This is a genomic window from Pseudomonas sp. sp1636 (genome assembly GCF_030376615.1).
Classification (GTDB): Bacteria; Pseudomonadota; Gammaproteobacteria; order Pseudomonadales; family Pseudomonadaceae; genus Aquipseudomonas.
Map to the genome: position 1 here is coordinate 1 of NZ_JARRAB010000010.1, position 25157 is coordinate 25157.

General features: G+C 63.1%; 19 protein-coding genes and 1 pseudogene. 7 read left to right on the forward strand and 13 right to left on the reverse strand.

Annotated features, from left to right (window positions below):
• From P8H27_RS11505 to P8H27_RS11525, 5 genes and pseudogenes are all read right to left on the reverse strand, one after another.
• Positions 1–2050: DUF4347 domain-containing protein (locus P8H27_RS11505; protein ID WP_289637629.1), on the reverse strand; the 2050-nt coding region annotated here is incomplete at its 3' end.
• Positions 2051–2073: 23 nt separating this feature from the next.
• On the reverse strand, positions 2074–2904 hold the full coding sequence (locus P8H27_RS11510; RefSeq protein WP_289637630.1) for an efflux RND transporter periplasmic adaptor subunit: 831 nt from the start codon (positions 2902–2904) through the stop codon (positions 2074–2076).
• 15 nt (positions 2905–2919) lie between these two features.
• Positions 2920–4449 (reverse strand): TolC family protein, encoded by a 1530-nt coding sequence (locus tag P8H27_RS11515; protein ID WP_289637631.1) that lies wholly within the window; start codon positions 4447–4449, stop codon positions 2920–2922.
• An 823-nt stretch (positions 4450–5272) separates the two neighbouring features.
• Positions 5273–5377, reverse strand: a pseudogene (locus tag P8H27_RS11520) (trehalose operon repressor); the annotation flags it as partial.
• Positions 5378–5810: 433 nt separating this feature from the next.
• Entirely contained in the window at positions 5811–6671 is an 861-nt protein-coding gene (locus tag P8H27_RS11525; RefSeq protein ID WP_289637853.1) for a MurR/RpiR family transcriptional regulator, read from the reverse strand.
• A 192-nt stretch (positions 6672–6863) separates the two neighbouring features.
• On the opposite strand from P8H27_RS11525, the gene zwf reads away from it, so the two are divergent.
• From zwf to pgm, 4 genes are all read left to right on the forward strand, one after another.
• A complete protein-coding gene (zwf, locus tag P8H27_RS11530) occupies positions 6864–8333 on the forward strand; it encodes a glucose-6-phosphate dehydrogenase (RefSeq protein ID WP_289637633.1) in 1470 nt (489 codons plus the stop codon).
• Positions 8320–9033: a 6-phosphogluconolactonase gene (gene pgl, locus P8H27_RS11535; protein ID WP_289637634.1), complete on the forward strand. Its 714-nt coding sequence runs from the start codon at positions 8320–8322 to the stop codon at positions 9031–9033. The genes zwf and pgl overlap by 14 nt, the downstream gene beginning before the upstream one ends.
• A 19-nt stretch (positions 9034–9052) precedes the next feature.
• A complete protein-coding gene (locus P8H27_RS11540) occupies positions 9053–9733 on the forward strand; it encodes a bifunctional 4-hydroxy-2-oxoglutarate aldolase/2-dehydro-3-deoxy-phosphogluconate aldolase (protein WP_289637635.1) in 681 nt (226 codons plus the stop codon).
• 89 nt (positions 9734–9822) lie between these two features.
• Complete coding sequence (pgm, locus tag P8H27_RS11545; RefSeq protein WP_289637637.1) at positions 9823–11475, forward strand: phosphoglucomutase (alpha-D-glucose-1,6-bisphosphate-dependent); 1653 nt, start codon at positions 9823–9825, stop codon at positions 11473–11475.
• A gap of 443 nt (positions 11476–11918) precedes the next feature.
• Here pgm and P8H27_RS11550 read toward each other — a convergent pair whose 3' ends face one another.
• From P8H27_RS11550 to P8H27_RS11575, 6 genes are all read right to left on the reverse strand, one after another.
• Positions 11919–13109, reverse strand: a complete 1191-nt coding sequence (locus P8H27_RS11550) for an MFS transporter (RefSeq protein WP_289637638.1) — start codon at positions 13107–13109, stop codon at positions 11919–11921.
• A 358-nt stretch (positions 13110–13467) separates the two neighbouring features.
• The gene (arsJ, locus tag P8H27_RS11555; protein WP_289637640.1) at positions 13468–14697 is read right to left on the reverse strand and encodes an organoarsenical effux MFS transporter ArsJ; all 1230 of its coding nucleotides are present in this window, start codon (positions 14695–14697) and stop codon (positions 13468–13470) included.
• A gap of 128 nt (positions 14698–14825) precedes the next feature.
• Positions 14826–15830, reverse strand: coding sequence for an ArsJ-associated glyceraldehyde-3-phosphate dehydrogenase (locus P8H27_RS11560; protein ID WP_289637642.1), 1005 nt, complete (start codon positions 15828–15830; stop codon positions 14826–14828).
• Between the two features lie 21 nt (positions 15831–15851).
• Positions 15852–16229, reverse strand: coding sequence for a metalloregulator ArsR/SmtB family transcription factor (locus P8H27_RS11565; protein WP_289637644.1), 378 nt, complete (start codon positions 16227–16229; stop codon positions 15852–15854).
• Between the two features lie 346 nt (positions 16230–16575).
• Positions 16576–17544: a DMT family transporter gene (locus P8H27_RS11570; protein ID WP_289637646.1), complete on the reverse strand. Its 969-nt coding sequence runs from the start codon at positions 17542–17544 to the stop codon at positions 16576–16578.
• 19 nt (positions 17545–17563) lie between these two features.
• Positions 17564–18268: an SDR family oxidoreductase gene (locus P8H27_RS11575; RefSeq protein WP_289637648.1), complete on the reverse strand. Its 705-nt coding sequence runs from the start codon at positions 18266–18268 to the stop codon at positions 17564–17566.
• Between the two features lie 121 nt (positions 18269–18389).
• Here P8H27_RS11575 and gcvA point away from each other — a divergent pair, with 121 nt between their 5' ends.
• The 3 genes from gcvA (at position 18390) to fusA (ending at position 22194) form a co-directional block, all read left to right on the forward strand.
• On the forward strand, positions 18390–19301 hold the full coding sequence (gene gcvA, locus P8H27_RS11580; protein WP_289637650.1) for a transcriptional regulator GcvA: 912 nt from the start codon (positions 18390–18392) through the stop codon (positions 19299–19301).
• A gap of 120 nt (positions 19302–19421) precedes the next feature.
• The gene (locus P8H27_RS11585; protein ID WP_289637652.1) at positions 19422–19766 is read left to right on the forward strand and encodes a hypothetical protein; all 345 of its coding nucleotides are present in this window, start codon (positions 19422–19424) and stop codon (positions 19764–19766) included.
• A 325-nt stretch (positions 19767–20091) separates the two neighbouring features.
• Complete coding sequence (gene fusA, locus P8H27_RS11590) at positions 20092–22194, forward strand: elongation factor G (RefSeq protein ID WP_289637854.1); 2103 nt, start codon at positions 20092–20094, stop codon at positions 22192–22194.
• Between the two features lie 3 nt (positions 22195–22197).
• Here fusA and P8H27_RS11595 read toward each other — a convergent pair whose 3' ends face one another.
• Complete coding sequence (locus P8H27_RS11595) at positions 22198–22638, reverse strand: hypothetical protein (protein ID WP_289637654.1); 441 nt, start codon at positions 22636–22638, stop codon at positions 22198–22200.
• Positions 22639–23127: 489 nt separating this feature from the next.
• On the reverse strand, positions 23128–24987 hold the full coding sequence (locus P8H27_RS11600) for a sigma-54-dependent Fis family transcriptional regulator (protein ID WP_289637656.1): 1860 nt from the start codon (positions 24985–24987) through the stop codon (positions 23128–23130).
• Between the last annotated feature and the right edge of the window lie 170 nt (positions 24988–25157).

Sequence of the window (25157 nt, forward strand, 5' to 3'; positions counted from 1 at the left end):
CCGCGACGTTCAGCGCGGCGCTGGCGCCGCCTCCGTCGCTATTAATCACGGGTGCGGTATTCGGGGCGGGAGCGACCAGGGTAAGGGTGGTATTGCCGCCACTGTAGAGGGCGCTGAAGGTGCCATTGACCGCCGAGATGCCGGTTAGCGTCAGGCTTTGGCCGCTGCCCAGGTCTACCGTGCCACTGGCGTTGCTGCCGTTAAGCGACGAATAGTCCGCGCCGACGATGACGATGGTGTCTTCCAGGGTGAAGTCTTCGATCCGATCCCCATCGTGATCGGCAACCGTACCGGTGAAGATATCACCGTCGGTGCCGCCGAACAGCGTGTCCACCCCGGCCCCGCCACTGAGGGTGTCGGAGCCGGCATCGCCGTGGATCAGGTCGTCATCTGCGAAGCCGCGCAACACATCATTGCCATCTCCGCCGTACAGAGTGTCGTTGCCAGCGTCGCCACTGATGTTGTCGTTGCCTTCACCCCCGTAGACCAGGTCGTCGCCGTTACCCGCCCAAATCAAGTCGATGCCTTCACCGCCCGACATGAGGTCATTTCCGTTGCCGCCGATCAAGGTGTCATTGCCATCGCCACCGTACATTGAGTCGTCACCGTCACCGCCGCTGAGGCCGTCGTTGCCGGCGTCGCCATAGATCACATCGTTACCGCCCAGGGCGTAGATGAAGTCACTGCCGGCACCGCCATAGAACGTGTCCATTCCGCCGTTGCCAGAGAGGCGGTCGTTACCGTCGTTGCCGTAGAGCACGTCATTACCGGCGCCGCCCGTCAGGGTGTCATTGCCGCTACCACCGATGAGGGAGAAATTGCCATCTGTTTCAGCGCTGCCGTCCCACCTTACCGAGGAGCTGCTGGCGGACGCGTCGACGGTCAGCGTCTGTCCGGCGGCTACGGTGGCGTTGTGGGCGGTAATGGACTGCACCCCAGCGGTGATGTTGATCACTTCGAAGTTGGTGAGCGTGCCAGCCCCAAAGGTCACGCTTTGAGCGGCGGAAATGTTCAGCGTGTCGGTGCCGCCCTGGCCGTCGATGGTGTCGCCGGCGTTCAGGCTGTTGATGGTGTCGGCCGTGACGGTGTCGTCACCGCCGGAGAGGGCCGGAACATCATTGCCGCCGGTGAGTGTATCGGCGGCCAGCAAATTGGCGTAGGTGGCCTGCGCAGCGGCTAGGAGGGGATTGCCGACCTCCACCGCTCCCGTGGAGGTTTCCAGCGTCCAGTCGCCGCCGAACAGCGCGGCTCCCGTTGCGTCGGTCGAGGCAGCTACATCGGCACCGGTGGTCAGCGCCATTGCGGAAAGAAATGCCTGACCGTTGCCGTCCGCCACGTTGCAACCATACAGCAGCAGGTCGCCCTCGTTGGTCAAGGCGGCCCCCACCTGCGCCAGATCGACCGCACGGTCTTGCAGAGTCGTGTTGTCCAGCGTCAGCGAGCCGAGGTCCAGCTTGCCTTCCGCGCCATGGCTGATCAGATGGATCGCGTCGATGCCGCTGCGCCCTTGTAGATAGCTCGCCATCTGCTGCAGGCCGTCGCCGCGACTGTCCAGCAGTACGACTTCAATACCGGCTCTGGCTCCGGAAGCCAGGGTCTGATAGTCCGGCACGTTGTCTTCGATAAAAATAATCTCGCTATAGCCATCGTTCGCCGCCGGATCGAGCGCGCTCAATAGGTGCGCGGTGTAGTCGCCGGCGGGCGTGAAGCTGCTGTTCTCCGTATCGTTTTGCTGGATCGCAGGTCCCTGCTCGGCGAACTGTGCGGCAATCGCCGCCAAGGCACCATGATCGGGCGGTGCGGTCATATCGGCTGCAGGCGTGACATCAACCGTAGTGGCCACGGCTGCACCGTCGAACATGAAGCGTTGTTCCAGCGCCAGCGGGCGGACACCGGAAAGGTTCAGCGCGCGGGCTTGCTGAGAGAGATCGCAGGTTGGCTTGTGCAAGGGCGAGGAGGCTGCGGGCGAAGTTGCCTGTGTTTCTGGCGGTTGAGCGTAAGCGAGCAGGCGGGAAAAAGGGTTCCAGATACTGCGATAACTGCGCTTCATTTTGCGGTACTCCATAACCAGGGCTATCGGCCTTCAGGCGGGACCATCAACACCCTGCCGCTCATACCCGAAATAAGTTCGTTGAATGTGCCATCAATGATGCCGGTCAGCATGACTGACTGACTGACGGGATCGACCCGTGCAGCTATGCGCGTCACTTTAGCGGGGTAACTGCGGCCCGTCTCATCAATTTTCACCTGAAACCCTTGTTCCGGTTGAACCCATGCCAGCCAACGGGAGGGCACGATGAACTCAAGTTCGAGCGCCGAGTCGTCAAGGATTTCTAGCAAGGCCTGGCCAGGCTGCACGTACTGCTGCTCGCGTATTTTCTGCTCGGCGATACGCCCAGCATAGGGGGCATCGATGCGGCATTTGCTGATGATCGCTTGATTGCCGTCTACCTCGGCACGAGCTTTTAGAACTTCGGCCTCGGACATATCTACTTCGAGTTTGCCGATCGATTTCAGCTCGGTCAGCCGCTGGTTGGCGCGCCAGACTTTTTCCGCAGCACTGAGCGCGGCTTTTGCCTTGTTCAGTTGTGCTTGCTGTAAGGAGCAGTCGAAGCGAATCAATGTCTGCCCTTCCTTGAATCGCCCACTTTCAGGTACCGGTAGGCCATTGACCTTGGCGCCGATTTCAGCCGCCAGAGTGGTGTAGCGGCGCGGAGTGAGCTGGGCGCGAATCTCTCGGCTGTCGAGGCCGCTGACCGTGACGGGCGGCGTGTTGTCGGGCCCGTTCGCCGAGGCCCAGAATGGGATTGCGGCGCAGCCCAAACCCAAGGCAAGGCGCAGACCGAGAGTAACCCCAGCCCGCCATAAGGAGAGCCCTGGGCCACAAGGAGCTGCATAAGGCATTCGTAACGTCCTCAACTATTGGGCTGCGTCAGGTGCAATCGCTGGGGGAGGAGGCAGTTCGCCGTTCTGCCAGGCTTGCAGCGACTGCCCCACGGCACTGCTGAGCTCCGCCAGGGAGAGGTTCTGCGCACTACTCAAGCTCGGCTCCAGTCCCAAGGTCGCTTGCAGGCGAGAGGCCGCTGCTTGGGCATTGGCGAGTGCTTGATAGCGACGCAGCAGGGAGAGGATAGTCGCGGTGCGCTGTGCGACGCGCTCCTGCTGGCCGATCTTGGCGGCATTCGCCTGGTTGTCGATGTGCTCCGCAATACGGCTATCGACGCTGGCAATGGTGTCGGCACGTTCCAACTGATGGGTGGCGTTTTCATAGAGCTGGCGTGCGATGTGCAATTGCGTGAGTACCGCGAGTTGGATGCTCATGCGTTTCTGATCGGCGAGCGCTACGCCGGCATCGGCGAGGCGCATTTGCGCAGGGGCCGCCAGCAGGTTGATGAGGTTGAAGGAAATCTGCGCACCGACCTCGTTCCAAGACTGATTGATCAGGAAGTCGTCGTCGTTGGTTTTATGACCGTAATTGAAAGACAGGCCGGGAAACAGCTTCAGCAGGATGCGCCGGGTTTCTGTCTGAGCGATGCGTGCGTTGTACATTCCCTCACGCAAATCGGCGTTCTGCATCAAGGCCTGTTCTTCGAGCCTTTCCATGGGAATTTCAAGCCAGGCCGTGTTGATGCGGGTATCGGGCTCGGTGACCTGGAAGTCCAGGGTTAGCGGTAGGTTGGTCAAGGACGCGAGTTCGACTCGCGCGGTCGATAATTCCTGATCGATTGCCTCCAGCAGGCGCAGATTCTCCAGCAACTGGCGCTGATAGCGCAGCGGTTCGAGCGGAGAGCGCAGCCCTTCGGATTCATTCTGTTGAGCATCGCGCAAGGCCGACTCGGCACTGCCGATGGTCTGCCGCAGTTCGGACTTCAGCGCCTGGGCGCTGGCAGTGCGCAGGAAGGCCGTACGGACGTCTTGGATCAGCGTATGCATGGCTCTGCGCCGACGCTCTTCCGCGACCAATACGCGATCGGCGTTCTGCCGCGCGGCGTAGTAGCTCTGGCCGAAGTCGAGCAGACTCCAGGAAAAGCCAAGATCGGTGGTGGTGTATTCGCGGCTTGAGGAAATCGTCTGGCCACCAATGACGGTGTCATTGCTGAGATCCTTGTTCAGGGTCAGCAGGTCTTCGTCACGTTTGCGATAGCCTGCGGCGGCAACGACTTTGGGTAGCAAATCATAGCGAGAGGCATCCAGCGTCCCGGTGGCCACGGCCTCTTCCATCATGCGTAGCCGGTGCTCGGCGTTGTACTTGATGGCACGACCGATGGCTTGTTCCAGCGACAAGGAGCCGTCGAGTGGCTCCACATTGTGTTGTGCGGCGGCCTGGTCGGCCTGTGTGGTGGCTTTTATCTCTGCGGGGGTCAAAGCTTCAGGTTGCAAGGACGCACAAGCGCTTAATAACAGGGCTGCGCCAACGACCGGAATAACAGTGAATTGTTTTATTTTCATAAGCGGTTATCTACCTACGCGCGAAGTTTACGGAACTGGTGAAGGAAGCCTCTGCGACCGGGTACGCGGCGATGCCCATGCAACGGGCAGGCATTCAAGGCGAGAGGAAATATTCTGGCAATCCATTGGTAGGCAGCGAGCACGACCTGGTCCAGGGCAGGCCTGGCTTTGTCGCACCGCGCGCGGTCAACTGGGTTCGTCGTCGAGTGTTTTTAATCAGGTATCTTCCCTGTACTTCGCCGAAATCTGGTCGGGGTAATGCATTGGCATCGATGGTAGTTCTGCAGGCATATCCACTGTGCAGCATTTACTCACCTAGCTTTGCGTCCCTGCTTCTTTCGATGGATTTTCTTTAATTATTGGACACTAAGCTCAGGTTCCGTGCACTGACAGTAGTTAAGGGGGGCGTGGCGCGCAAGTACCTCGGGAGGGATTAAACACGAATACAGGCCGTCGCGTCTTCGTTTAACGATATCGCTATCGGCAGCCGGCCATCATGACTTGAGGCGTGGTTTGAATTTTTTTGGTTGCCTGTACTGGATCACACGCGCTGGCGAGATGAGTAGCGCCGCGCCCGTGTTAGTAGCTTGCTTCGTCCGGTCTCCGTATGGGGTTGCGCAACGCGAGCCCGCTGTATCGAGATGGAGAAACTTGGCGGCCTCCTAGCGCTTTCGGCTGCCATTTCAACATGTAGGTCTGAAGGCAAGCGGTAAGGTGTTGTCGCTGTACAACCTTTCTTTGTCGCGATGGCATCGCATCAGGGCTGTTCACGGTGCAATACCGCAGGGCGTAATCGAGCGGAAAAATACAGGCGGACCCTTAATCAGCGTCGCGGCACATCCGAGAAGCAGAGCTTGTCCAGGGTGTGCCGCGATTCGGGGTATTCAACCAGGCGGCCATCCTGCAGGAAGGTGTGGTTCCTGATCACAGTTACAGGGCCCGGGCCTTGCTCCAGTAGGGCAAGAGCCTGGAAGTGCGCGATTCAGGCGACGGCGAGCCTGCTTCAGGGGTTGAGCGGCGGGCTGCTGGCCGAGCAGCCCCCCGCAGCACCTGGACAACCAGAGCGATTGGCGGGCGGGGTGTTGAGCGTGTGCGAACGATTGAGCGGTTTATTCTGGCGAGCCCTGACACCTCATCTGGTGGCGGACGAAGCCGCGTCCGAACCCATGACGCTGGTCGCGGCCCCGGGAGGCGAGGCTAATCTCAAGCCGCTACGCTGGGTGTTCTTATGCGCTTGCGTGCCGAGTTGCGCGAGATGCGCCGGCTCAGCTCGCCGCTGGTGTGGAGACGCTGAGGGTGTTGCCCGGTAGCTTTTGTGCACTGGCCCGTGCTGCCGGTGGTGGCGAGCTGAGCGAGCGGGCTCAGTCGCTCGAGTCGTCCGCCGGGTAGCGGCTGGCGTTGAGGCTTTCCTTGATCTTGCGCAGGTGCGGCTGGAAGTCCACGCCGCGGCGCAGGGTCACTCCGGTGGCGAGCACGTCGAGCACCGTGAGCTGGATGATCCGCGAGGTCATCGGCATGTAGATGTCGGTGTCTTCCGGCAGCGGGATGTCCAGGCTCAGGGTGCTGGCCTGGGCCAGGGGCGAGCCGGCGGCGGTCAGGCCGAGCACCGAGGCGCCGTTTTCCCGCGCCAGGCGCGCCACTTCCACCAGCTCGCGGGTGCGTCCGGTGTAGGAGATGATCACGAACAGGTCGCCGGTGTGCGCCACCGAGGCCAGCATGCGTTGCATCAGCACGTCGGCGTGGGCGGTCACCGCCAGGTTGAAGCGGAAGAACTTGTGCTGCGCATCCAGGGCGACCGGCGCCGAGGCGCCGAGGCCGAAGAAGTGGATCTGCCGGGCCTGGATCAGCAGGTCGACGGCGCGGCTGATGATCTGCGGGTCGAGCGACTGGCAGGCGCTGTCCAGCGAGGTAATGGCGCTGCCGAAGATCTTGCGGGTGTAGGCCTCGGGGCCATCGTCGGCTTCCACCGCGCGGCTGACATAGGCGGCGCCGCTGGCCAGGCTCTGCGCCAGCTGCATTTTCAGCTCGGGGTAGCCGTTGACGCCGAACGAGCGGCAGAAGCGGTTGACCGTCGGCTCGCTGACCAGGGCGGCTTGCGCCAGGGCGGCAATGCTCAGGCGGGTGGCTTGCTGCGGGCTCTGCAGAATCACCTCGGCGACTTTGCGTTCGGCCTTGTTCAGGCTGTCGAGGCGGCTCTGGATCTGTTCCAGAAGGTTGCGCACGCGATCCATATGTTGTCCTCGGGCTGTCGGTGAAAATGCCGGCTTATCCTACTGGGGCGCCGGGGCTGTCACCACTGGAAGCTGTTTTTTGGCATAATGTTGTTTTTATTACAACATGAAGCCTTGATTTATCCCCTTGCACAGGGTATTTCTAGCCTTACTTTATAGAAGATTGATAAAAGAACAAACATCATGCCTCTGATTACTGTTGATTCCTGCACTTTTGCCTTGTTCGGCGCGCTGGGCGATCTGGCTTTGCGCAAACTGTTTCCGGCACTCTATCAGCTCGACCGCGCCGGCCTGCTGCATGCCGATACGCGCATTCTCGCCCTGGCGCGCGAGAACGCCGACGCGCAACAGCACCTGGCCTGTATCGGCGAGCATTTGCTGCGTCATGTGCCGGCTAGTGAGGTCGACGAGGCGGTGCTGCAGCGTTTCCAGGCGCGCCTGAGCTACCTGAGCATGGATTTCCTCCAGGCCGACGACTACGCGGCCCTGGCCGAGCGGGTCGGCAATAGCGAGCGGTTGATCGCCTACTTTGCCACCCCGGCCTCGGTGTACGGCGGCATCTGCGCCAACCTGGCCCAGGTCGGCCTGGCCGAGCGTACCCGGGTGGTGCTGGAAAAACCCATCGGCCATGACCTGGCCTCCTCGCGGGCGGTCAACGAGGCGGTGGCCGAGGTGTTCGCGGAGACCAGCGTCTACCGGATCGACCATTACCTGGGCAAGGAGACGGTGCAGAACCTGATTGCCCTGCGTTTCGCCAACAGCCTGTTCGAGACCCAGTGGAACCAGAACCACATCTCCCACGTCGAGATCACCGTGGCGGAGAAGGTCGGCATCGAGGGCCGCTGGGGCTACTTCGATCAGGCCGGCCAGCTGCGCGACATGATCCAGAACCACCTGCTGCAACTGCTCTGCCTGATCGCCATGGATCCGCCCAGCGACCTCTCGGCCGACAGCATCCGCGACGAGAAGGTCAAGGTGCTCAAGGCGTTGGAGCCGATCAAGCCCGAGCAGCTCAGCCAGCAGGTGGTGCGCGGCCAGTACGTGGCCGGCAGCAGCGACGGCCAGGCGGTACCGGGTTATCTGCAAGAGGAAAATTCCAACACCCAGAGCGACACCGAGACTTTCGTCGCCCTGCGCGTGGATATCCGCAACTGGCGCTGGGCCGGCGTGCCCTTCTACCTGCGCACCGGTAAGCGCATGCCGCAGAAGCTGTCGCAGATCGTCATCCACTTCAAGGCGCCGCCGCACTACATCTTCGCCCCCGAGCAGCGCCAGTTGATCGGCAACAAGCTGATCATCCGCCTGCAGCCGGACGAGGGCATCGCCCTGCAGGTGATGACCAAGGATCAGGGCCTGGACAAGGGCATGCAGTTGCGTAGCGGCCCGTTGCAGCTGAGTTTCTCCGACACCTACCGCAGCGCGCGAATCCCCGACGCCTACGAGCGTTTGCTGCTGGAAGTGATGCGCGGCAACCAGAATCTGTTCGTGCGCAAGGATGAAATCGAGTCCGCCTGGCAGTGGTGCGACCAGTTGATCGCCGGCTGGAAGAGGCTCGGCGATTCGCCCAAGCCCTATCCGGCCGGCACCTGGGGGCCGATGGGTTCGGTGGCGCTGATCACCCGCGACGGGAGGTCCTGGTATGGCGATCTCTGAACTCGACCTGCCGCTTGGCGTGCTTGCGCGCAGCCTGAGCGATCCGCCGCGGCTGGCCGAAGCCCTCGCCACGGCGGTGGCCGCCGCCCTGCGCGTGGCCATCGAAACCCAGGGCCAGGCGACTTTGGTGGTTTCCGGCGGGCGCAGCCCGATCGCCTTCTTCGAGTGCCTGGCGCGGCAGCCGCTGGCCTGGTCGCAGGTGGTCATCAGCCTGGCGGACGAGCGCTGGGTGCCGGTCAATCACGCCACCAGCAACGAAGGCCTGGTGCGCCGGCATTTGCTGCGTGGCCCGGCCGCCGCGGCGCGCTTCATCGGTCTGTACCAGGTCGCGAGCAGCCTGGAACAGGCGGCGCTGCAAGCCGAGCAGGCGCTGGCCGAGTTGCCGCCGATCGACGTGCTGGTACTGGGCATGGGCGATGACGGCCACACCGCCTCGCTGTTCCCGCACAGCCCCAACCTGGCCGAGGCGCTGAGCGCCGCCTGCCCGCGCCGCTGCCTGCCGCTGCTGGCACCGGCCGAGCCGCGCCAGCGCCTGAGCCTGACCCTGCCGGTGCTGGCCTCGGCGCGCCTGCCGCTGCTGGCGATCCAGGGCCAGGCCAAATTGGCGACCCTGGCCGCCGCCCTGGCTGAGGGCGAGGTGGCGAGCATGCCGGTTCGCGCGCTATTGCATTCCCCCCTTGAGATTTACTGGTGCCCCTAGGGCCGAAGGACCAGCCGATATGACGAGCAACGACAACAGCCAGCACGCCCGCATGGCCGAAAAAATCGCCCAGATCGACAGCCTCTGCGCCCGTGCGCGGATCATGCCGGTGATCACCATCGCCCGCGAGGCGGACATCCTGCCGCTGGCCGATGCCCTGGCCGCCGGCGGCCTGACGGTGCTGGAGATCACCTTGCGCTCGGTGCATGGCCTCACCGCCATTCGCCTGCTGCGCGAACAGCGCCCGGAACTCTGCGTCGGCGCCGGCACCGTGCTCGACCGGCAGATGCTCGCCGCCGCCGAGGAGGCCGGGGCGCAATTTATCGTCACCCCGGGCTCCACCGCGGAACTGCTCAAGGCCGGCCTGGACAGTCCGGTGCCGCTATTGCCCGGCACCGGCAGCGCCTCGGACATCATGCTCGGCTATGCCCTCGGCTACCGCCGCTTCAAGCTGTTCCCCGCGGAAGTCTGCGGCGGCACCGCGGCGCTCAAGGCGTTTGGCGGCCCCTTTGCCGATGTGCGGTTCTGCCCCACCGGCGGCATCAATCCGGGTAACTTGCAGCGCTACATGGCTCTGGCCAACGTGATGTGCGTCGGCGGCACCTGGATGTTCGACAGCGAGTGGGTCAAGAACGGCGACTGGGCGCGCATTCAGCAGTGCAGTGCCGAGGCCCTGCAGCTGCTGGATGGCAATCGCTGAGCCGATCGGGCGTCAGCGGTCGGAGACTCGGCGTTGGCCTGTTAAGCTGTGGCTTTGCTTGAACAAGACCGACAATCAGGGAGCCACTTTTGAGTCCGCGTATTCACCCATTGGCCGGTAAGCCGGCACCCATAGCCATGCTGATCGATGTCGACCAGTTGCTCGCCGCTTACTTCGACCTGCAACCTGACCCCGGCATCGCCGCGCAGCGCGTGGCCTTCGGCACCTCGGGCCATCGCGGCAGTTCGCTGGCGCGCAGCTTCAACCAGAACCATGTGCTGGCCATCAGTCAGGCGATCTGCGATTACCGCAACAGCCAGGGCATCGACGGCCCACTGTTTATCGGCGCGGATACCCATGCGCTGTCGCAGCCGGCTCTCGACACGGCACTGCAAGTGCTGGCCGCCAATGGCGTGCAGACGATGATTTCGCGCGGCGGCGAGTTCACGCCGACCCCGGCGATATCCCACGCCATCCTGGTCTACAACCAGGGGCGTACATCCGGCCTGGCCGACGGCATCGTGATCACCCCGTCGCACAATCCGCCGGACAGCGGCGGCTTCAAATACAACGCGAGCAATGGCGGGCCGGCCGATACCGACATCACCGGCTGGGTGCAAAATCGCGCTAACGCCCTGCTCGAAGGCGGCCTCAAGGAGGTCAAGCGGCTACCGCTGGCCGAGGCGCGCCAGGCCGCGAGTACCCATGAGCATGATTACCTGGCGGCCTATGTCGCCGACCTCGGTAGCGTGATCGACTTCGAGCTGATCCGCGGCGCGGGCCTGCGCCTGGGGGTCGATCCCTTGGGCGGCGCGGGCGTGCATTACTGGTCGCGGATTGCCGAGCAGTACGCCATCGATCTGGATGTGGTGAGTCAGACCATCGACCCGCAGTTCGGCTTCATGAGCCTGGATTGGGACGGCAAGATCCGCATGGATCCTTCCTCGAGCGATGCCATGCAACGCCTGATCGGGCTCAAGGATCGCTACGACATCGCCTTCGCCTGCGACACCGATTACGACCGCCACGGCATCGTTGCGCCCAGTGTCGGCTTGCTGCCGGCCAACCATTTTCTCAGCGTGGCCATCGATTACCTGTTTCAGCAGCGTCCGCAGTGGAGCGCCAGCGCGGCGGTGGGCAAGACCCTGGTCAGCAGCGCGATGATCGACCGGGTCAGCGCGCGCCTCGGCCGGCCGCTGGTGGAAGTGCCGGTGGGCTTCAAGTGGTTCGTCGACGGTTTGTTTGACGGCTCCCTGGGTTTTGTCGGTGAGGAAAGCGCGGGGGCGACCTGTCTGCGCCGTGATGGCAGGGTCTGGACCACCGACAAGGACGGCATCGCCCTGGCTCTGCTGGCGGCCGAGATGACCGCCAGCCGTGGCCGCGATCCGGGCGAGCTGTATCGCGGGCTGAGCGCTGAGTTCGGCGCGGTTTACGCCGATCGAGTCGACGCGCCGGCCAACGCCGCGCAAAAACAGGCCCTGGGCAAGCTTTCGCCGCAGCAGGTCAACAGCAGCCAGCTGGCCGGCGATGCCATCACCCAGGTACTCGACAAGGCGCCGGGCAACGGCGCGGCGATTGGCGGTATCAAGGTGATCAGCGAGGGCGGCTGGTTCGCCGCGCGGCCTTCCGGCACCGAGGACATCTACAAGATCTACGCCGAAAGCTACCGCGACCAGGCGCACCTGCAGCGGATTCTTGGCGAGGCGCAGCAGATCGTCGATGCCGCGTTGGCCAAGGGCTGAGTTCGGCCTTTTGGCTCGCCCTGGGTAACCCCGACGCATTCCGGGTTTATCCGGCTACGGCATTGTCGCGCGAGTGCATGGCTCTGGGGAGTGTTGTGCTGTCTGGGCGGCGGAGCCTGTCAAAGGGTCGTTACGGCATGGTCTCGGCGGAATTTCCGCGGCCGGCTTTCGGGCTTCTGCCATTTCACCGCACTGGTGTTTTGCATCTGCAGCACCGGGCGGTGAACCGCTGCAAAGCCCGCGGCGTCGATAAGGCGCGGGGCCTTCTAACGTGGGCCTCTCATCAGGAAGGCTGCTGGCGCAGCATTCGTCCGAAGATACGGCAAAGGCATGACGGTTGCCTGACCGTCAATGGGCACGGTTTGTTCAGGGCGGGCCTGGAATGCCGATCAACAGCCTTTAGCAAGGACAAAGTCCGCTGGCGAGCGGGCCGGGTGGCCGCCTTATTGGGTCGCTCGTCTGAGTCCCAGCAGGAGCAGCGCCGCGGTCGCCAGGGCGGCACCGGCATGGAAGGTCACTGCGGCACCATACGCCTGCCACAGCCAACCGGCGGTCGCGCTGGCCAGCAGCACGGCGATAGCACTGATCAGATTGAACAGGCCAAAGGCGCTGCCTTTGAGTTCGGCGGGTGTGGTGTCGGCTACCAGTGCTGCCAAAATGCCCTGGCTGAAGCCCATGTGCAGGCCCCACAGGGCGACGCCGAGGAGCATGCTGACGACCGATTCGGCGTAGGCCAGCAGTACATCGGCGGCGATCAACAGAAGCAAACTGGCAGCCAGCAAGGCGCTACGCTCGATGCGATCCGACCACTTGCCCGCCGGATAGGCCGAGAGCATGTAGAACGCCGCCATCACCACCATGATCAGGGGCACCCAGCTAAGGGGTAAACCCAACTGCGCCGCGCGCAGCAGCAGAAAGGCTTCGCTGAAGCGGGCCAGGGTGAAGACCGCGCCTATGCCGACCACCCACCAGAATGCCCGGGAGAATTGCCCCAGCGATCGCAGCCGGACAGGCGAACGCAACGGCCGGGGTCGGGTTGGCCTGTCCGGTTCGCGAACCCCGCCCCAGAGCAGTGCCACCGCCAGCACGGCAGGGATTGGCGCGAACCACAGCACCTGGGTGATATTCCCGTCGAACCAGAGCATCAGCACAATCGCCAGGATCGGCCCGAGAAAGGCGCCTGCGGTGTCCATCGACTGGCGCAGGCCGAAGCAGGCACCGCGGATCGCGGCCGGGGCGACGTCGGCGATCAGTGCGTCGCGCGGGGCTCCCCGAATGCCTTTGCCGATTCTGTCTAGCAGGCGCGCGGCAAACACCGTTTGCGCCGAGTCGGCCAGGGGGAACAACGGTTTGCTCAGCGCGGCGAGGCCGTAGCCGAGCAGCAGCAAGCCTTTGCGCCGGCCGATGAAGTCACTGAACACGCCGGAAAATACCTTGACCAGCAGTGCGCTAGCCTCGGCCAGGCCTTCGATCAGCCCAACCGTGAGCATGCTGGCGCCCAGGGTTCCCACCAGAAACAACGGCAGCAGGCTGTGTACCAGCTCCGATGACAGATCCATGAACAGGCTGACCAGGCCCAGCGCCCAGATCGTACGCGGGATAGCCTGCTGTGGTGTGGCTTTAAACGCTGGCATGCTGCTGTCTCCTGGCAATTGGAGGTGCTGCGAGGGCTACCATTTACGGCCATCTTCAACCTGGGAAAGCGCTGGCAGGTCTGTCGTGCCTATCCACAGATCTGGCCAGCACGCACACCAATACCATGAAGCTGACGGCTGCCGAGATTGCTGCCTTGGACAAACCCAGTAATGCCGCTGGTAGCGTAGATTGGGGTGCAGGTCTCAGCTTCGTGCCTGGCCCTGTTTCTCACACCTGCCGGCTTATCGCGAGCGGCTACTGGCGCGCCCGCCGGTCATCGTACGGCATGACCCGGGCGGCGGTTTTGCGCCGGTCTATCCGGGGCCGCGGTCAAGTTGTGCGCCGGGGTGCAATTGATCAACCGGCGCGGGATGGCTCGGCATGCTTGGGCAGCCCCAGGGAAATCAGCGCGGCGAGCAGGACGAAGGCCGAGGAAATCCACAGGCAGGCTGCCAGGCCATAGGCCTGATAGACCCAGCCGGAGAGCAGGGTGCCGAGCAGCCGACCGAGGGCGTTGGACATGTAGTAGAAGCCCACGTCCAGGGATACGCCGTCTTCCTTGGCGTAGCTGACGATCAGGTAGCTGTGCAGCGAGGAGTTCACCGCGAACAGCACGCCAAAAACCATCAGACCACCGAGGAGTACCCAGTGCGCCGGCCAGCCGCTGGACAAACCCAGGGCGATGACGGCCGGTAACCCCGCCAATAAGGCGGCCCAGACGAAGGCGGCGCGGCCATCCGGCAACTGGCCGTGAGCCTTGCCGGTTATCGCCGGCGCGACGCTCTGGACGATGCCGTAGCCGATCACCCAGGCCGCGAGAAAGCCGCCGACCCGCCAGAAATCCCAGCCGAACACACTGGAGAGGTACACCGGCAGCGCCACCACGAACCAGACATCGCGCGCCCCGAACAGAAACAGGCGGGCCGCCGAGAGGAGATTGATCGCTCGGCTTTTCGACAGAATGTCGCGGAATCTGGGCTTGGCGCGGGCGCGCCCCAGATCCTTGTTCAGCAGGATCAGGCTGGCCAGCCAGATCAGCGTCAACAGCGCGGCCATCAGCAACACTGCGCCGGCGAAGCCGAACAGGGCGAGCAGGCCGCCGCCGAGGAAAAACCCCACGCCCTTGAGCGCATTCTTCGAGCCGGTGAGGAGCGCCACCCACTGGTACAGCCGGCCTTGCTGATTGCCCGGCACCAGCAACTTGAGCGAGCTCTTGGCGCTCATCTTGTTCAGGTCTTTGGCGATGCCCGACAGCGCCTGCGCACCCATTACCCAGGGAATGCCCAGCCAGGCCGCCGGCACCGTGAGCATCAGCAGGGCGGCCACTTGCAGGCCCAGGCCGATGTTCATGGTGCGGTTCAAACCCAGCCGCGCGCCCAGGTAACCTCCCACCAAGTTCGTCAGCACGCCAAACAACTCGTAGAACAGAAACAGCGCGGCGATGGCCAGCGGCGTATAGCCCAGGCTGTGGAAATGCAGCACCACCAACATGCGCAATGCACCGTCGGTGAGGGTGAAGGCCCAGTAGTTGCCGGTTACCAGCAGGTATTGGCGGATATCTGGGGCGAGGCGGGTCAGGGCGTGCATCCGGTCATCCAGCATCGAGGAAGAAAAGGCTTAGGACGGAGTCAGGCGCGCAGCGAACAGTCCGTCCTCTGCCGCCCGGCGGCGTACTGCGCGGCGAGTACGCCCTACGGCGCTGCGTCGATCGCGGATTACCCCGCCAGGCCGACCAGCCGCGCCAGTTCCACGGTGCGGTTGGCGTAGGCCCACTCGTTGTCGTACCAGGCGTACAGCTTCACCTGGGTGCCGTTGATCACCATGGTCGACAGTGCATCGATGACCGAGGAGCGCGGGTCGGTGCGGTAGTCGATGGACACCAGCGGACGTTCCTCGTAACCGAGGATGCCCTGCAACGAGCCGGCGGCGGCGGCTTTGAACAGGGCATTGACCTCGTCCACGCTGGTGGCGCGCTCGACTTCGAACACGCAGTCGGTCAACGAGGCATTGGCCAGGGGGACGCGCACGGCATGGCCGTTCAGGCGGCCCTTGAGTTCGGGGAAGATCTCGGCGATGGCCGTGGCCGAGCCGGTGCTGGTGGGGATCAGGCTCATCCCCGAAGCCCTGGCGCGGCGCAGATCCTTGTGCGGCTGGTCGAGGATGCTCTGGGTATTGGTCAGGTCGTGGATGGTGGTGATCGATCCGTGGCGGATGCCCAGGTGCTGGTGAATCACCTTGACCACCGGCGCCAGGCAGTTGGTGGTGCAGGACGCGGCGGTGACGATGCGGTGCGCAGCCGGATCGAACAGATCCTGGTTGACGCCCATGACGATATTCAGCGCGCCGGCTTCTTTTACCGGTGCGCTGACCACCACACGCTTGACCCCTTGAGCCAGGTAGCTCTGCAATACGGCGACGGTCTTCATTTTGCCGCTGGCTTCGATCACCAGGTCGCAGCCCGACCAGTCGCTGTCGGCGATGGCCTTGTTGGCGGTGACGCGCACGCGCTTGCCGTCGATCAGGAGGTCATTGCCTGCGCTCGAAGCCTCATGCTGCCAGCGGCCATGCACCGAGTCGAAGTTCAACAGGTGGGCGTGGGTCGCTGCGTCGCCGGCCGGGTCGTTGATCTGCACGAACTCGAACTCCGGCCAGCTCCAGGCGGCGCGCAATGCCAGGCGGCCGATGCGACCGAAGCCGTTGATTCCTACTTTGATGGTCATGTGGTGATTCCCTTGAGGCGGTCAATGGTGAGTCGAATGGTTCGGGTCGCAGGCGGCGAGGCGTTGGGGCCGTTCGCCCATGCAGTCGAGACGCTGCGAGTCATTGGCGAGCCAATGCCGGTTGGCCTCGAGCGTGGCGTGCAGCACGCTCAGCACCCAGGCCGGCAGGGTGGGGTGCAGGCGGTAGTAGACCCACTGGCCCTGGCGCCGGTCGGCGAGCAGGCCTGAGCTGCGCAGTTGGGCCAGGTGGCGGGAAATCTTCGGCTGGCTCTCGCCCAGAGCGCAGGTCAGTTCGCAGACGCACAGCTCCTGTTCGCGGGTAACCAGCAGCAGTATGCGTGCGCGGGTTTCATCGGCCAGGCACTTGAATACGCAGGGTGGGGCGAGCGGCTCGGGCATGGCTCGGATTCCGGCAACGATGGGGTTCGGCAAATATATGGAATTGCATATATTCAGTAAAGCCCGGATTTCCCAATCCGTAGAATCTTGCCGATTCCGGCCGCAGACCAGCGTTCTCTGCGGCGCATGATCAGCGTGTGCGCTGCGAACCGCGCTTGTTAATCCGGAGCAGGCTCTCGGGAAGGCCGTTCCCTCGCCGGCTTCTGTCGGCCGTCGCTGGCAGCTTCGGGCCATCTATGGCCGGTCATGCGCGGCGGCAACGGCCCCGTGGCGGTTGCCGGTGGTCGCAGTCGAACCAGGCCATCGCCTACCTTCATAACGCTCTGCTTGGCGTAACAGACAGTCGTTAGCTATGTTTCAGCCGCCTGCCTTGGCTGCTCGTGCCCGCACGCCCGCCACTGCCGCTTTGCTCATCCTGCTCTGGCGTTTTTGGCCTTGGCTTGCGTCCGAGTTGCATCATGCAAACGCCCAGCAGAATGGCCGCCATCGCGGCGATATCGAGCGGCCCGACCGCTTCGCCCACCCAGAACACGCCGATCGCCAGCGCCACCAGCGGCGGCAGGTAGGTCACGCTGGAGGCGACGACGGCACCGAGCCTCTGCACCAGCACGTAATAGAGAATGAAGGCGAGCCCGGTGCCGCACAGCCCCAGTCCGGCGATCAGTCCCCAAGTGGCGCGGCTGTCCTGGGAGAGCCTGTCGATGCCGGAGAGATCGGTCAGCAGAAGCAGCACCAGGCTGGCCAGGCCCGTCTGGTAGGTGGCCAGTGCCACGGCCGGCAGCTGGAGCGGGCTGATGAACTTGCGCGCATAGACGAAGGAAACGCCTACGCTCATCGAGCCCGCCAGCATGTAAGCCACGCCGACCAAACTGACATCCCCCAGGCCGGTCCAGGGCCGGGCAATCAGCAGGATGCCGAGGAAACCCAGCAAGGTTCCGCCCACCGACCTCAGGTTCAACGGCTCGTCGCGCAGGAACAGCAGGGCGGCGATAAAGGCGAACAGCGGGATGGCTCCGCTGAGCATGCCGGCCACGCTGGACAGCAGCAGGGCCGTGCCCTGGGCGAAGGCGAAGTAGTAGACGGCCGTCGCCAGCAGCGACATGACGAAGAAGTGGTGCAGGTGGCGCAGGTGGCGCCAACTCAGCACCCGCATGGCCAGTGCCAGGCAGAGGATCGGCAGAAAGCCGCACAGGACCCGCAGCAGGGTGATCTGTGCAGGGCTGATCCACTGCGCCGCCCATTTCATGAAAATGAAGTTGCTGCCCCAGATCAGCCCCAACAGGGCGAAGGCGGCATAGGCCAGATACTTGCTCACGTGTTGGTCGCTCCTCTGCTCAGACCGAGCGGGTGATGCCGCCATCGACCCGCAGATTCTGCCCGGTGATATAACCCGCGCCCTCGGAGGCGAGGAAAGCGATGGTCGCGGCGATTTCCTCGGCCCGGCCATAACGGCCCATGGGGATGCGCGCGCGAAACTCGTCCTGCTCCGGCAGGCTGTCGATAAAGCCCGGCAGTACGTTGTTCATACGCACGTTGTCGGCGGCATAGCGGTCGGCGAAGAGTTTGCTGAAAGCCGCCAGACCGGCGCGGAATACACCGGAAGTAGGGAACACCGGATCGGGCTCGAACGCCGCGAAGGTCGAGATATTGATGATGCTGCCGGACTGCTGCGCGACCATGGTCGGCGTCACCAGGCGCGTCGGGCGGATCGCGTTCAGCAAGTAGACATCCAGCCCCCTGTGCCACTCCTCGTCGCTCAATTCGAGCACCGGCGCACGCGGCCCATGGCCGGCGCTGTTGACCAGCACATCGATGCGCCCCCAGCGTTCCAGCGTCAGGTCGACCAGGCGCTGCAGATCGTCGTTCGACTGGTTGGAGCCGGTGACGCCCAGCCCGCCCAGTTGCTTGGCCAACGCCTCGCCCTTACCCGAGGCAGACAGGATCGCCACCTTGAAGCCGTCGCTGGCCAGTCGTTTGGCGGTCGCGGCACCCATGCCGCTGCCCGCGGCGGTGATGATGGCTACTTTTTCTACAGTCATGATGGCTCCTCGTGGATGCCGGAAATCGCTGCTGGATATCCGTTGCTATTCGATGAACTATAAGGGCATGAGCGCCTAGGCGCGAACCAGATCGGTTGCCTTATGACTGTAGAAAAACTATATGGGTAAAAATGATTCGGCGCGGCTGCCGCCCCTCAATGCCCTGCGCGTCTTCGATACGGTCGCGCAGCAGCTGAACTTCCGCCTGGCGGCCGAACAACTGAACGTCACCCAGGGGGCGGTGGCGCAGCAGATCCGCAAGCTCGAGGAGGATCTGGGCATCGACCTGTTCGTGCGCGAGGCGCACGGGGTGGCGTTGACGGACGCCGGACGGGCCTTTGTGCCGAATATCCGCCGGGCCTTCGAGCTGATCGGCGATGCCACGGCAAGCCTGCGCGCGGCCCCCACCCGCTTGACGATCAGCGCCACGCCAACCTTCGCGGCCAAGTGGCTGTTGCCCAGGCTGTCTGAGTTCGTGGCCGCCCATCCGCTGATCGACCTGCGCATTCTGGCGAGCGAGCAGCTGTCGAGCTTCCACGCCGATGGCGTCGACCTGGCCATCCGCCAGGGGCGGCCGCCGTTCGGGCCAGGATTGGAGGTGGATTTCCTGTTTGCGCAGGCGCTGATCGCCGTTTGTAGCCCCGCCCTGCTCGCGTCCCTGGATGCACCCGTCACCCCGGCGAGCCTGTGCGGCCAGGTGCTGCTTGAAGACAGCCATAACCTCTGGCCCGAGTATCTTGAACTGGCGCTGGGCCAGGCCAATGTAGGCGGAAGCAAACGTATGCAGTTCAACCAGACCAGCCTGGCCATAGACGCAGCCATTGCCGGCCAGGGATTGGCGCTGGCCAGCCGTTTCCTGGTGCAGGCGGAGCTGGCTGCGGGTCTATTGGTCCAGCCGTTCGCTGCCGAGCTACGCGGCACCCAAGACTTCTACGTCGTGGCCCCCCGTAAGCAACGACACCCCAAATCCACCCAGGCGGTTCGGCAATGGCTTATGAGGGAGAAGGAACCAGAGTCAGGCTGTATGGGTTGAATGGCCGCATATGGCCCGATTCCACTCATTCGCCGCTGCTTGCCCCAGCGGCCGTCTGGAAACCGACGGGCAGCGCCTGGGTCTAATTGAGCAGATACAGCCTGGAAGAGGGTCTCGGCCATGAAGCTGCGCGATTTTCTGTACCTCATTCTGCTGCTGCCACTGGCCGCCTGCAGCCCGCATGTCGGCGGGGATCGCGGCGGCTGGGTGCAGGAGCCTCCAGCGCATTATGCGCCGCCGCCCCAGGTTGAATGGCGCTGGGATCCCGATCTCGATGTCTATGTGGTACTTGGTTCGCCGCACCTGTATTACCGCGAGCGAATCTATTACCGCTGGCACGATGAGGGCTGGTACTGGTCGGATCGCCATGACGGCCACTGGAACAGGGGCCACAAGCACCTGCCGCCGGGCCTGTACAAAAAGTACGGAAAACAGCGCCGTTCCCATGGCGGCGGGGGTTACTAGCAGGCCGTTGAAAAATGTAGGCGAGGCAGCCGAGGCTAGGCAAAAACAGGCGAAAAAGCGCAGTTTACGTGTTGTAAATGAGCATTTTGAGCCTGTTTTCAACGACGCATCGGCAACGCAGGTAGTTTTTCAACGGCCTGCTAGCGGATTGCGAACCGATTCGCCGACGCCGTGCGCGCGGCTCACCTGATAGACGGCTGTCTAGGGTTGCGGCAGAGCGACGTGGCGGTGCTAGCGTTGAGTGGTGGGTTGCCGTTGGTTCACCGACGGCTCCTCTTTCTCATGCTTTCTGCGTATGGCTCAGCCAGTTATCGAGGTGATCGTCATGGCCCGAACCACCCCCATCAGCCATTACCGCAATATCGGCATAGTGGCGCATGTGGATGCCGGCAAGACCACCACCACCGAGCGGATCCTGTTCTACACCGGGGTCAACTACAAGATGGGCGAAGTGCATGATGGCGCCGCGACCATGGACTGGATGGCGCAGGAGCAGGAGCGCGGCATCACCATCACCTCGGCGGCGACCACGGCGTTCTGGAGCGGCTCGCGCAAGCAACTGGACAAGTACCGGATCAATATCATCGACACCCCCGGTCACGTCGATTTCACCATCGAGGTGGAGCGTTCCTTGCGCGTGCTGGACGGTGCGGTGGTGGTGTTCAGCGGCGCCGACGGGGTCGAGCCGCAGTCCGAGACGGTCTGGCGCCAGGCCGACAAGTACCGGGTGCCGCGCATCGCCTTCGTCAACAAGATGGATCGCGCCGGCGCCGATTTCCTCCGCGTGGTCGCGCAGATCAAGCAGCGTCTGGGCCACACGCCGGTGCCGATCCAGTTGCCGATAGGCCAGGAGGAGGAGTTTCGCGGGCAGATCGACCTGATCCGCATGAAGGCCATCTATTGGAGCGCCGAGGATCAGGGCATGAGCGGTCACGAGGAGGAGATTCCGGCCGAGCTGCTGGAACAGGCGCAACACTGGCGCGCCAACCTGCTCGAAGTCGCCGCCGAGGGCAACGAGGAACTGCTCGACAAGTACCTGGAGGGTGGCGAGCTGTCGGAGGACGAGATCAAGACCGGCTTGCGCCTGCGCACCCTGTCCTGCGAGGTGGTGCCGGCGGTCTGCGGCTCCGCGTTCAAGAACAAGGGCGTGCCGTTGGTGTTGGATGCGGTGGTCGAACTGCTGCCGGCGCCCACCGAAGTTCCCGCGATCCGTGGCACCCGGCCGGACGATGCGGAGCGCGAAGACCAACGCCATGCCGATGACGATGAGCCGTTCGCGGCGCTGGCCTTCAAGATCGCCAGCGATCCATTCGTCGGCACCCTCACCTTCATTCGCGTGTATTCCGGGGTGCTCAACTCCGGCGATGCGGTGCTCAATTCGGTCAAGGGCAAGAAGGAGCGGGTCGGGCGCATGGTGCAGATGCACGCCAATCACCGCGCCGAGATCAAGGAGGTGCGCGCCGGCGACATCGCCGCGCTGATCGGCATCAAGGACGTCACCACCGGCGACACCCTGTGCGACCTGAACAAAGCGATCGTGCTCGAACGCATGGATTTTCCCGAGCCGGTGATCGCCATCGCCGTGGAACCGAAGACCAAGGCCGACCAGGAGAAGATGGGGGTCGCCCTGAGCCGGCTGGCCCAGGAGGATCCCTCGTTCCGGGTGCGCACCGACGAGGAAACCACCCAGACCATCATCTCCGGCATGGGCGAGTTGCACCTGGACATCATCGTCGACCGCCTGCGCCGCGAGTTCGGCGTCGAGGCCAACACCGGCAAGCCGCAGGTGGCCTACCGCGAGACCATCCGCAACACCTGCGAGATCGAGGGCAAGTTCGTCCGCCAGACCGGCGGGCACGGCCAGTATGGCCATTGCTGGATCCGCTTCGCGCCGGCCGACGAGGGCCAGGACGGGCTGCAGTTCAGCAACGAGATCGTCGGCGGGGCGATCCCGCGCGAATACATTTCGGCGATTCAGAAAGGCATCGAGGAACAGATGAAAAACGGCGTGCTTGCCGGCTACCCGCTGCTCGGCCTCAAGGCCGCGGTGTTCGACGGCTCCAGCCATGATGTCGATTCCAGCGAGCTGGCCTACAAGATCGCCGCCTCCATGGCCACCAAACAGCTGGCGCAGCAGGGCGGGGCGGTGCTGCTGGAACCGCTCATGCGCCTCGAAGTGGTCACGCCCGAAGAGTACATGGGCGACATCATGGGCGACCTCAACCGCCGTCGCGGCCTGATCCATGGCACCGAGGACGCCGTCTCGGGCCGCATCGTGCGTGCCGAAGTGCCGCTAGGGGAGATGTTCGGCTACGCCACCGATGTGCGCTCGATGTCCCAGGGTCGCGCCAGCTTTTCCATGGAGTTCGCCCGCTATGCCGAGGCGCCGGCGCATATCGCCGCGGCCATCCTCAAAAAGTCGGGCTGAAGATTATGCGCTCTTCAATAGATCTTTTACGTAATCGCGTAGGCGTTCGAAATTCAGCAAAACCCAGAAGTTGAGACCTATCATAAAGCCAACAAATGAAAACAATTGGAACGTCACAGCAAAGCTAACCGTGCCGCCGCCGCCGGTCAGTGGCCATATCAAAAACATAGGGATGTCGGCTACCAATACGCCACCCAAAGTCAATGTAAAAATATTAACGCGCTTCTTTTTCGAGAGTAATTGATAAAAGCGGAAGCCGATAAAGAATTCATAGATATAGACAACGGGAAGGCCAACTAGCACGATGCCGAAAAATAAGCCGATAAAGGTCAGAAACCCGTCTTGCATATTAAAGCCAGGGACGTCGGCAAAAAATGCATAGAACGAGAATGCAAACGGCATTATCAGTGGCGCAAACCCCAGGGCTCTAGTTTCGTTTTTCATAATTTACTCGCTGTACGCATTCAGTCGGCGTTAAGGCTGTTAATTAACATAGGTTCACGAACACAGGGGTTCACAAACACATAGGTACACAAACGACTCGCAAAAGCGGACGCCATAGTACCTGAACTGGCCTTCTAGGGGAAAAGCGAACAGCCAGCAGGGCAGAGGCTAAAGCGGGCTAATGACTAACTGATTGTCATTATTGAATATTTTATATATTTCTCGTTGGGTTGCAGGGTTAACTTGAGTGTTTTGCTGGGTTTTATGGTTGGTGCGGCCAGGCCCATAGGCGATACCTCGAGCGGTCGAATCGTGCCTGGATCGCTAGCAGGCTGTTGAAAAACGACCTGCGTTGCCGATGCGTCGTTAAAAACAGGCTCGGCTGCCTCGCCTACGTTTTTCAACGGCCTGCTAGGCGGCCAATGGCCGTCGGCTTGTGACCGATCCCGGTCATGTAGTAACAGTTCGATTTTTTATCGGCGCGACGCTCTAGACCTTCAAGCCGTTCTCCCTTAACCGCTTATATAGCGTATTGCGGCTAACTCCCAGGCTTCGGGCTAGGTGCGAAATATTGCCCCCGCATGCCTCAAACTGTGCGGCCAAATCGCCGTCATTGGCTGCCGATAACTGCGGCTTGGGCCATTCCGGCGCGATCTCAGGCTCTTCCTGCAAGTCGGCAAAGAAATCATCCGGCAGATGCTCGGAGCGGATCGGTTGGTCGTCGGCCATGGCCAGGGCGATTTGCAACACGCTACTAAGTTGGCGCAGGTTGCCGGGCCAGGGGTGGCGCTCGAACAGGGCCAGTACTTCGTGGCTAAGGCCGGCCGCTTGCTGGGGTTCGCGGTGGTAGTCCCAGATGCGCTGGAACATCGCCGCCTTGTCGCTGCGTTCGCGCAGGGGGGGCAATTCCAGGTTGAGGCCACTGATGCGGTAGTAGAGATCCTGGCGGAACAGGCCGGCGTCGACGTCCTGGCGCAGCGGGCGGTTGGTGGCGGAGATCAGGCGGATGTCTACCGGATAGAGCTCGCTGCTGCCCAGCGGTTGCACGCAACGCTCCTGCAGCACGCGTAGCAGGCGCGCTTGCACCCGCAGCGGCATATCGCCGACTTCGTCGAGGAACAGCGTGCCTTTGTGGGCCTTGCGAATCAGGCCGACGCTGCCTTTCTGGTTGGCGCCGGTGAAGGCGCCTTTTTCGTAGCCGAACAGCTCGGACTCGACCAGCTCGGTGGGGATGGCCGCGCAGTTGACCGCGATCAGGCTTTGGCTGGCTCTTGAGCTGGCATGGTGCAGGGCTTTGACGAACACCTCTTTGCCCACCCCGGTTTCGCCATGCACCAGAATCGGTATGTCTTTTTCCAGCAGGCGTTCGGCTTGGCGCACGGCTTTGTCGACGCGTGGGTCGCCGAGGTTGATCGAGGCCAGGGTAAAGCCGTTGCTGGTGTCGGCGTTACGGGATGGCGCGGGGCGGAAATCGCGGGCCTGGATCGCCGGCGCCTGTTGCGGGCGTTTGAGCAGGGCATGGAAACGGTACCGGCCGGCGGCGCGCAGGGCGAACGGCAGGCCTTCGGGCTGGTTGAGCAATTGCAGCAAGGGCACGGCGAACAGGCTTTCAATGGTTACCCGCGACAGGCTGATGCCGAGCAGGGTGTCGGCACGGCGGTTGGCCGAGACCACCTGGCCGCTCTCGTCGAAGATCAGCAGGCCGGCCCACTGGCTGTCGAGGTTGTTCAGGCCGGTGTTGAAGATCAACTGGAAATAGCTGCCCTGGAACAGGTTGAGGATCAGCCGGTTCTCCACCGACTGGCTCATCATCTTGACCATGCCCAGGGTGTGGGAGGGCGGCAAGTAGCTGTCGCTGGAGACGTCCAGTACGCCGATCATCTGCCGCTGGGCATCGAAGATCGGCGAGGCGGAGCCGGTCATGAAACGGTTGGCCTTGAGGAAGTGTTCGTCGTGCTGGATGTGCACGGCCTGGGCGCAGGTCAGCGCGGTGCCGATGGCGTTGGTGCCGGTGTACTTCTCCAGCCAACTGGCGCCGGCGATAAAACCGGGGGCATGGGCCGGCTCGATAAAGCGCTGGTCGCCCCAGGACTGCAGCAACTGGCCCTGGCTGTCGGCCAGCATGATCAGGCAGTTGGAATTGGCCAGGATGTTTTCGTAGTAAGGCAGTACTTCCTGGTGGGTGGTCTGAACCAGGAAGTGTTTGCTCTCCAGCAGCGCCGAGATCTCGCCTTGGGCCGGGCGCTCGTAGGTCGGCGGGCTGACGTGGGTTAGGCCGAACTCGCGGCAGCGCGTCCAGGACTCCTGAATGATGGCCTCGTGGGAAAGCGGGTCGGCAGCTTCAGCCATAGAGTGTTCCGTTCGCCTGCGTGCTTGTTGTTGTTTTTAGCGGGCGGCGGGTCGTGATCCGGCGCCGTTATGCGATCCGTTTTGCGCGCCATAGTTTGCGCGCCATGGCTCCATAGGGCTCCATAGGGCTCCATAGGGCTCCATAGAATGTTGTTCAGGGTTGTTCATTG

Coding starts and splice junctions, on each gene's coding strand:
- P8H27_RS11510 (WP_289637630.1), bottom strand. CDS start 2,904: ATGCCTTATGCAGCTCCTTGTGGCCCAGGGCTCTCCTTATGGCGGGCT.
- P8H27_RS11515 (WP_289637631.1), bottom strand. CDS start 4,449: ATGAAAATAAAACAATTCACTGTTATTCCGGTCGTTGGCGCAGCCCTG.
- zwf (WP_289637633.1), top strand. CDS start 6,864: ATGCCTCTGATTACTGTTGATTCCTGCACTTTTGCCTTGTTCGGCGCG.
- pgl (WP_289637634.1), top strand. CDS start 8,320: ATGGCGATCTCTGAACTCGACCTGCCGCTTGGCGTGCTTGCGCGCAGC.
- P8H27_RS11540 (WP_289637635.1), top strand. CDS start 9,053: ATGACGAGCAACGACAACAGCCAGCACGCCCGCATGGCCGAAAAAATC.
- P8H27_RS11550 (WP_289637638.1), bottom strand. CDS start 13,109: ATGCCAGCGTTTAAAGCCACACCACAGCAGGCTATCCCGCGTACGATC.
- arsJ (WP_289637640.1), bottom strand. CDS start 14,697: ATGCACGCCCTGACCCGCCTCGCCCCAGATATCCGCCAATACCTGCTG.
- P8H27_RS11560 (WP_289637642.1), bottom strand. CDS start 15,830: ATGACCATCAAAGTAGGAATCAACGGCTTCGGTCGCATCGGCCGCCTG.
- P8H27_RS11565 (WP_289637644.1), bottom strand. CDS start 16,229: ATGCCCGAGCCGCTCGCCCCACCCTGCGTATTCAAGTGCCTGGCCGAT.
- P8H27_RS11575 (WP_289637648.1), bottom strand. CDS start 18,268: ATGACTGTAGAAAAAGTAGCCATCATCACCGCCGCGGGCAGCGGCATG.
- gcvA (WP_289637650.1), top strand. CDS start 18,390: ATGGGTAAAAATGATTCGGCGCGGCTGCCGCCCCTCAATGCCCTGCGC.
- P8H27_RS11585 (WP_289637652.1), top strand. CDS start 19,422: ATGAAGCTGCGCGATTTTCTGTACCTCATTCTGCTGCTGCCACTGGCC.
- fusA (WP_289637854.1), top strand. CDS start 20,092: ATGGCCCGAACCACCCCCATCAGCCATTACCGCAATATCGGCATAGTG.
- P8H27_RS11595 (WP_289637654.1), bottom strand. CDS start 22,638: ATGAAAAACGAAACTAGAGCCCTGGGGTTTGCGCCACTGATAATGCCG.
- P8H27_RS11600 (WP_289637656.1), bottom strand. CDS start 24,987: ATGGCTGAAGCTGCCGACCCGCTTTCCCACGAGGCCATCATTCAGGAG.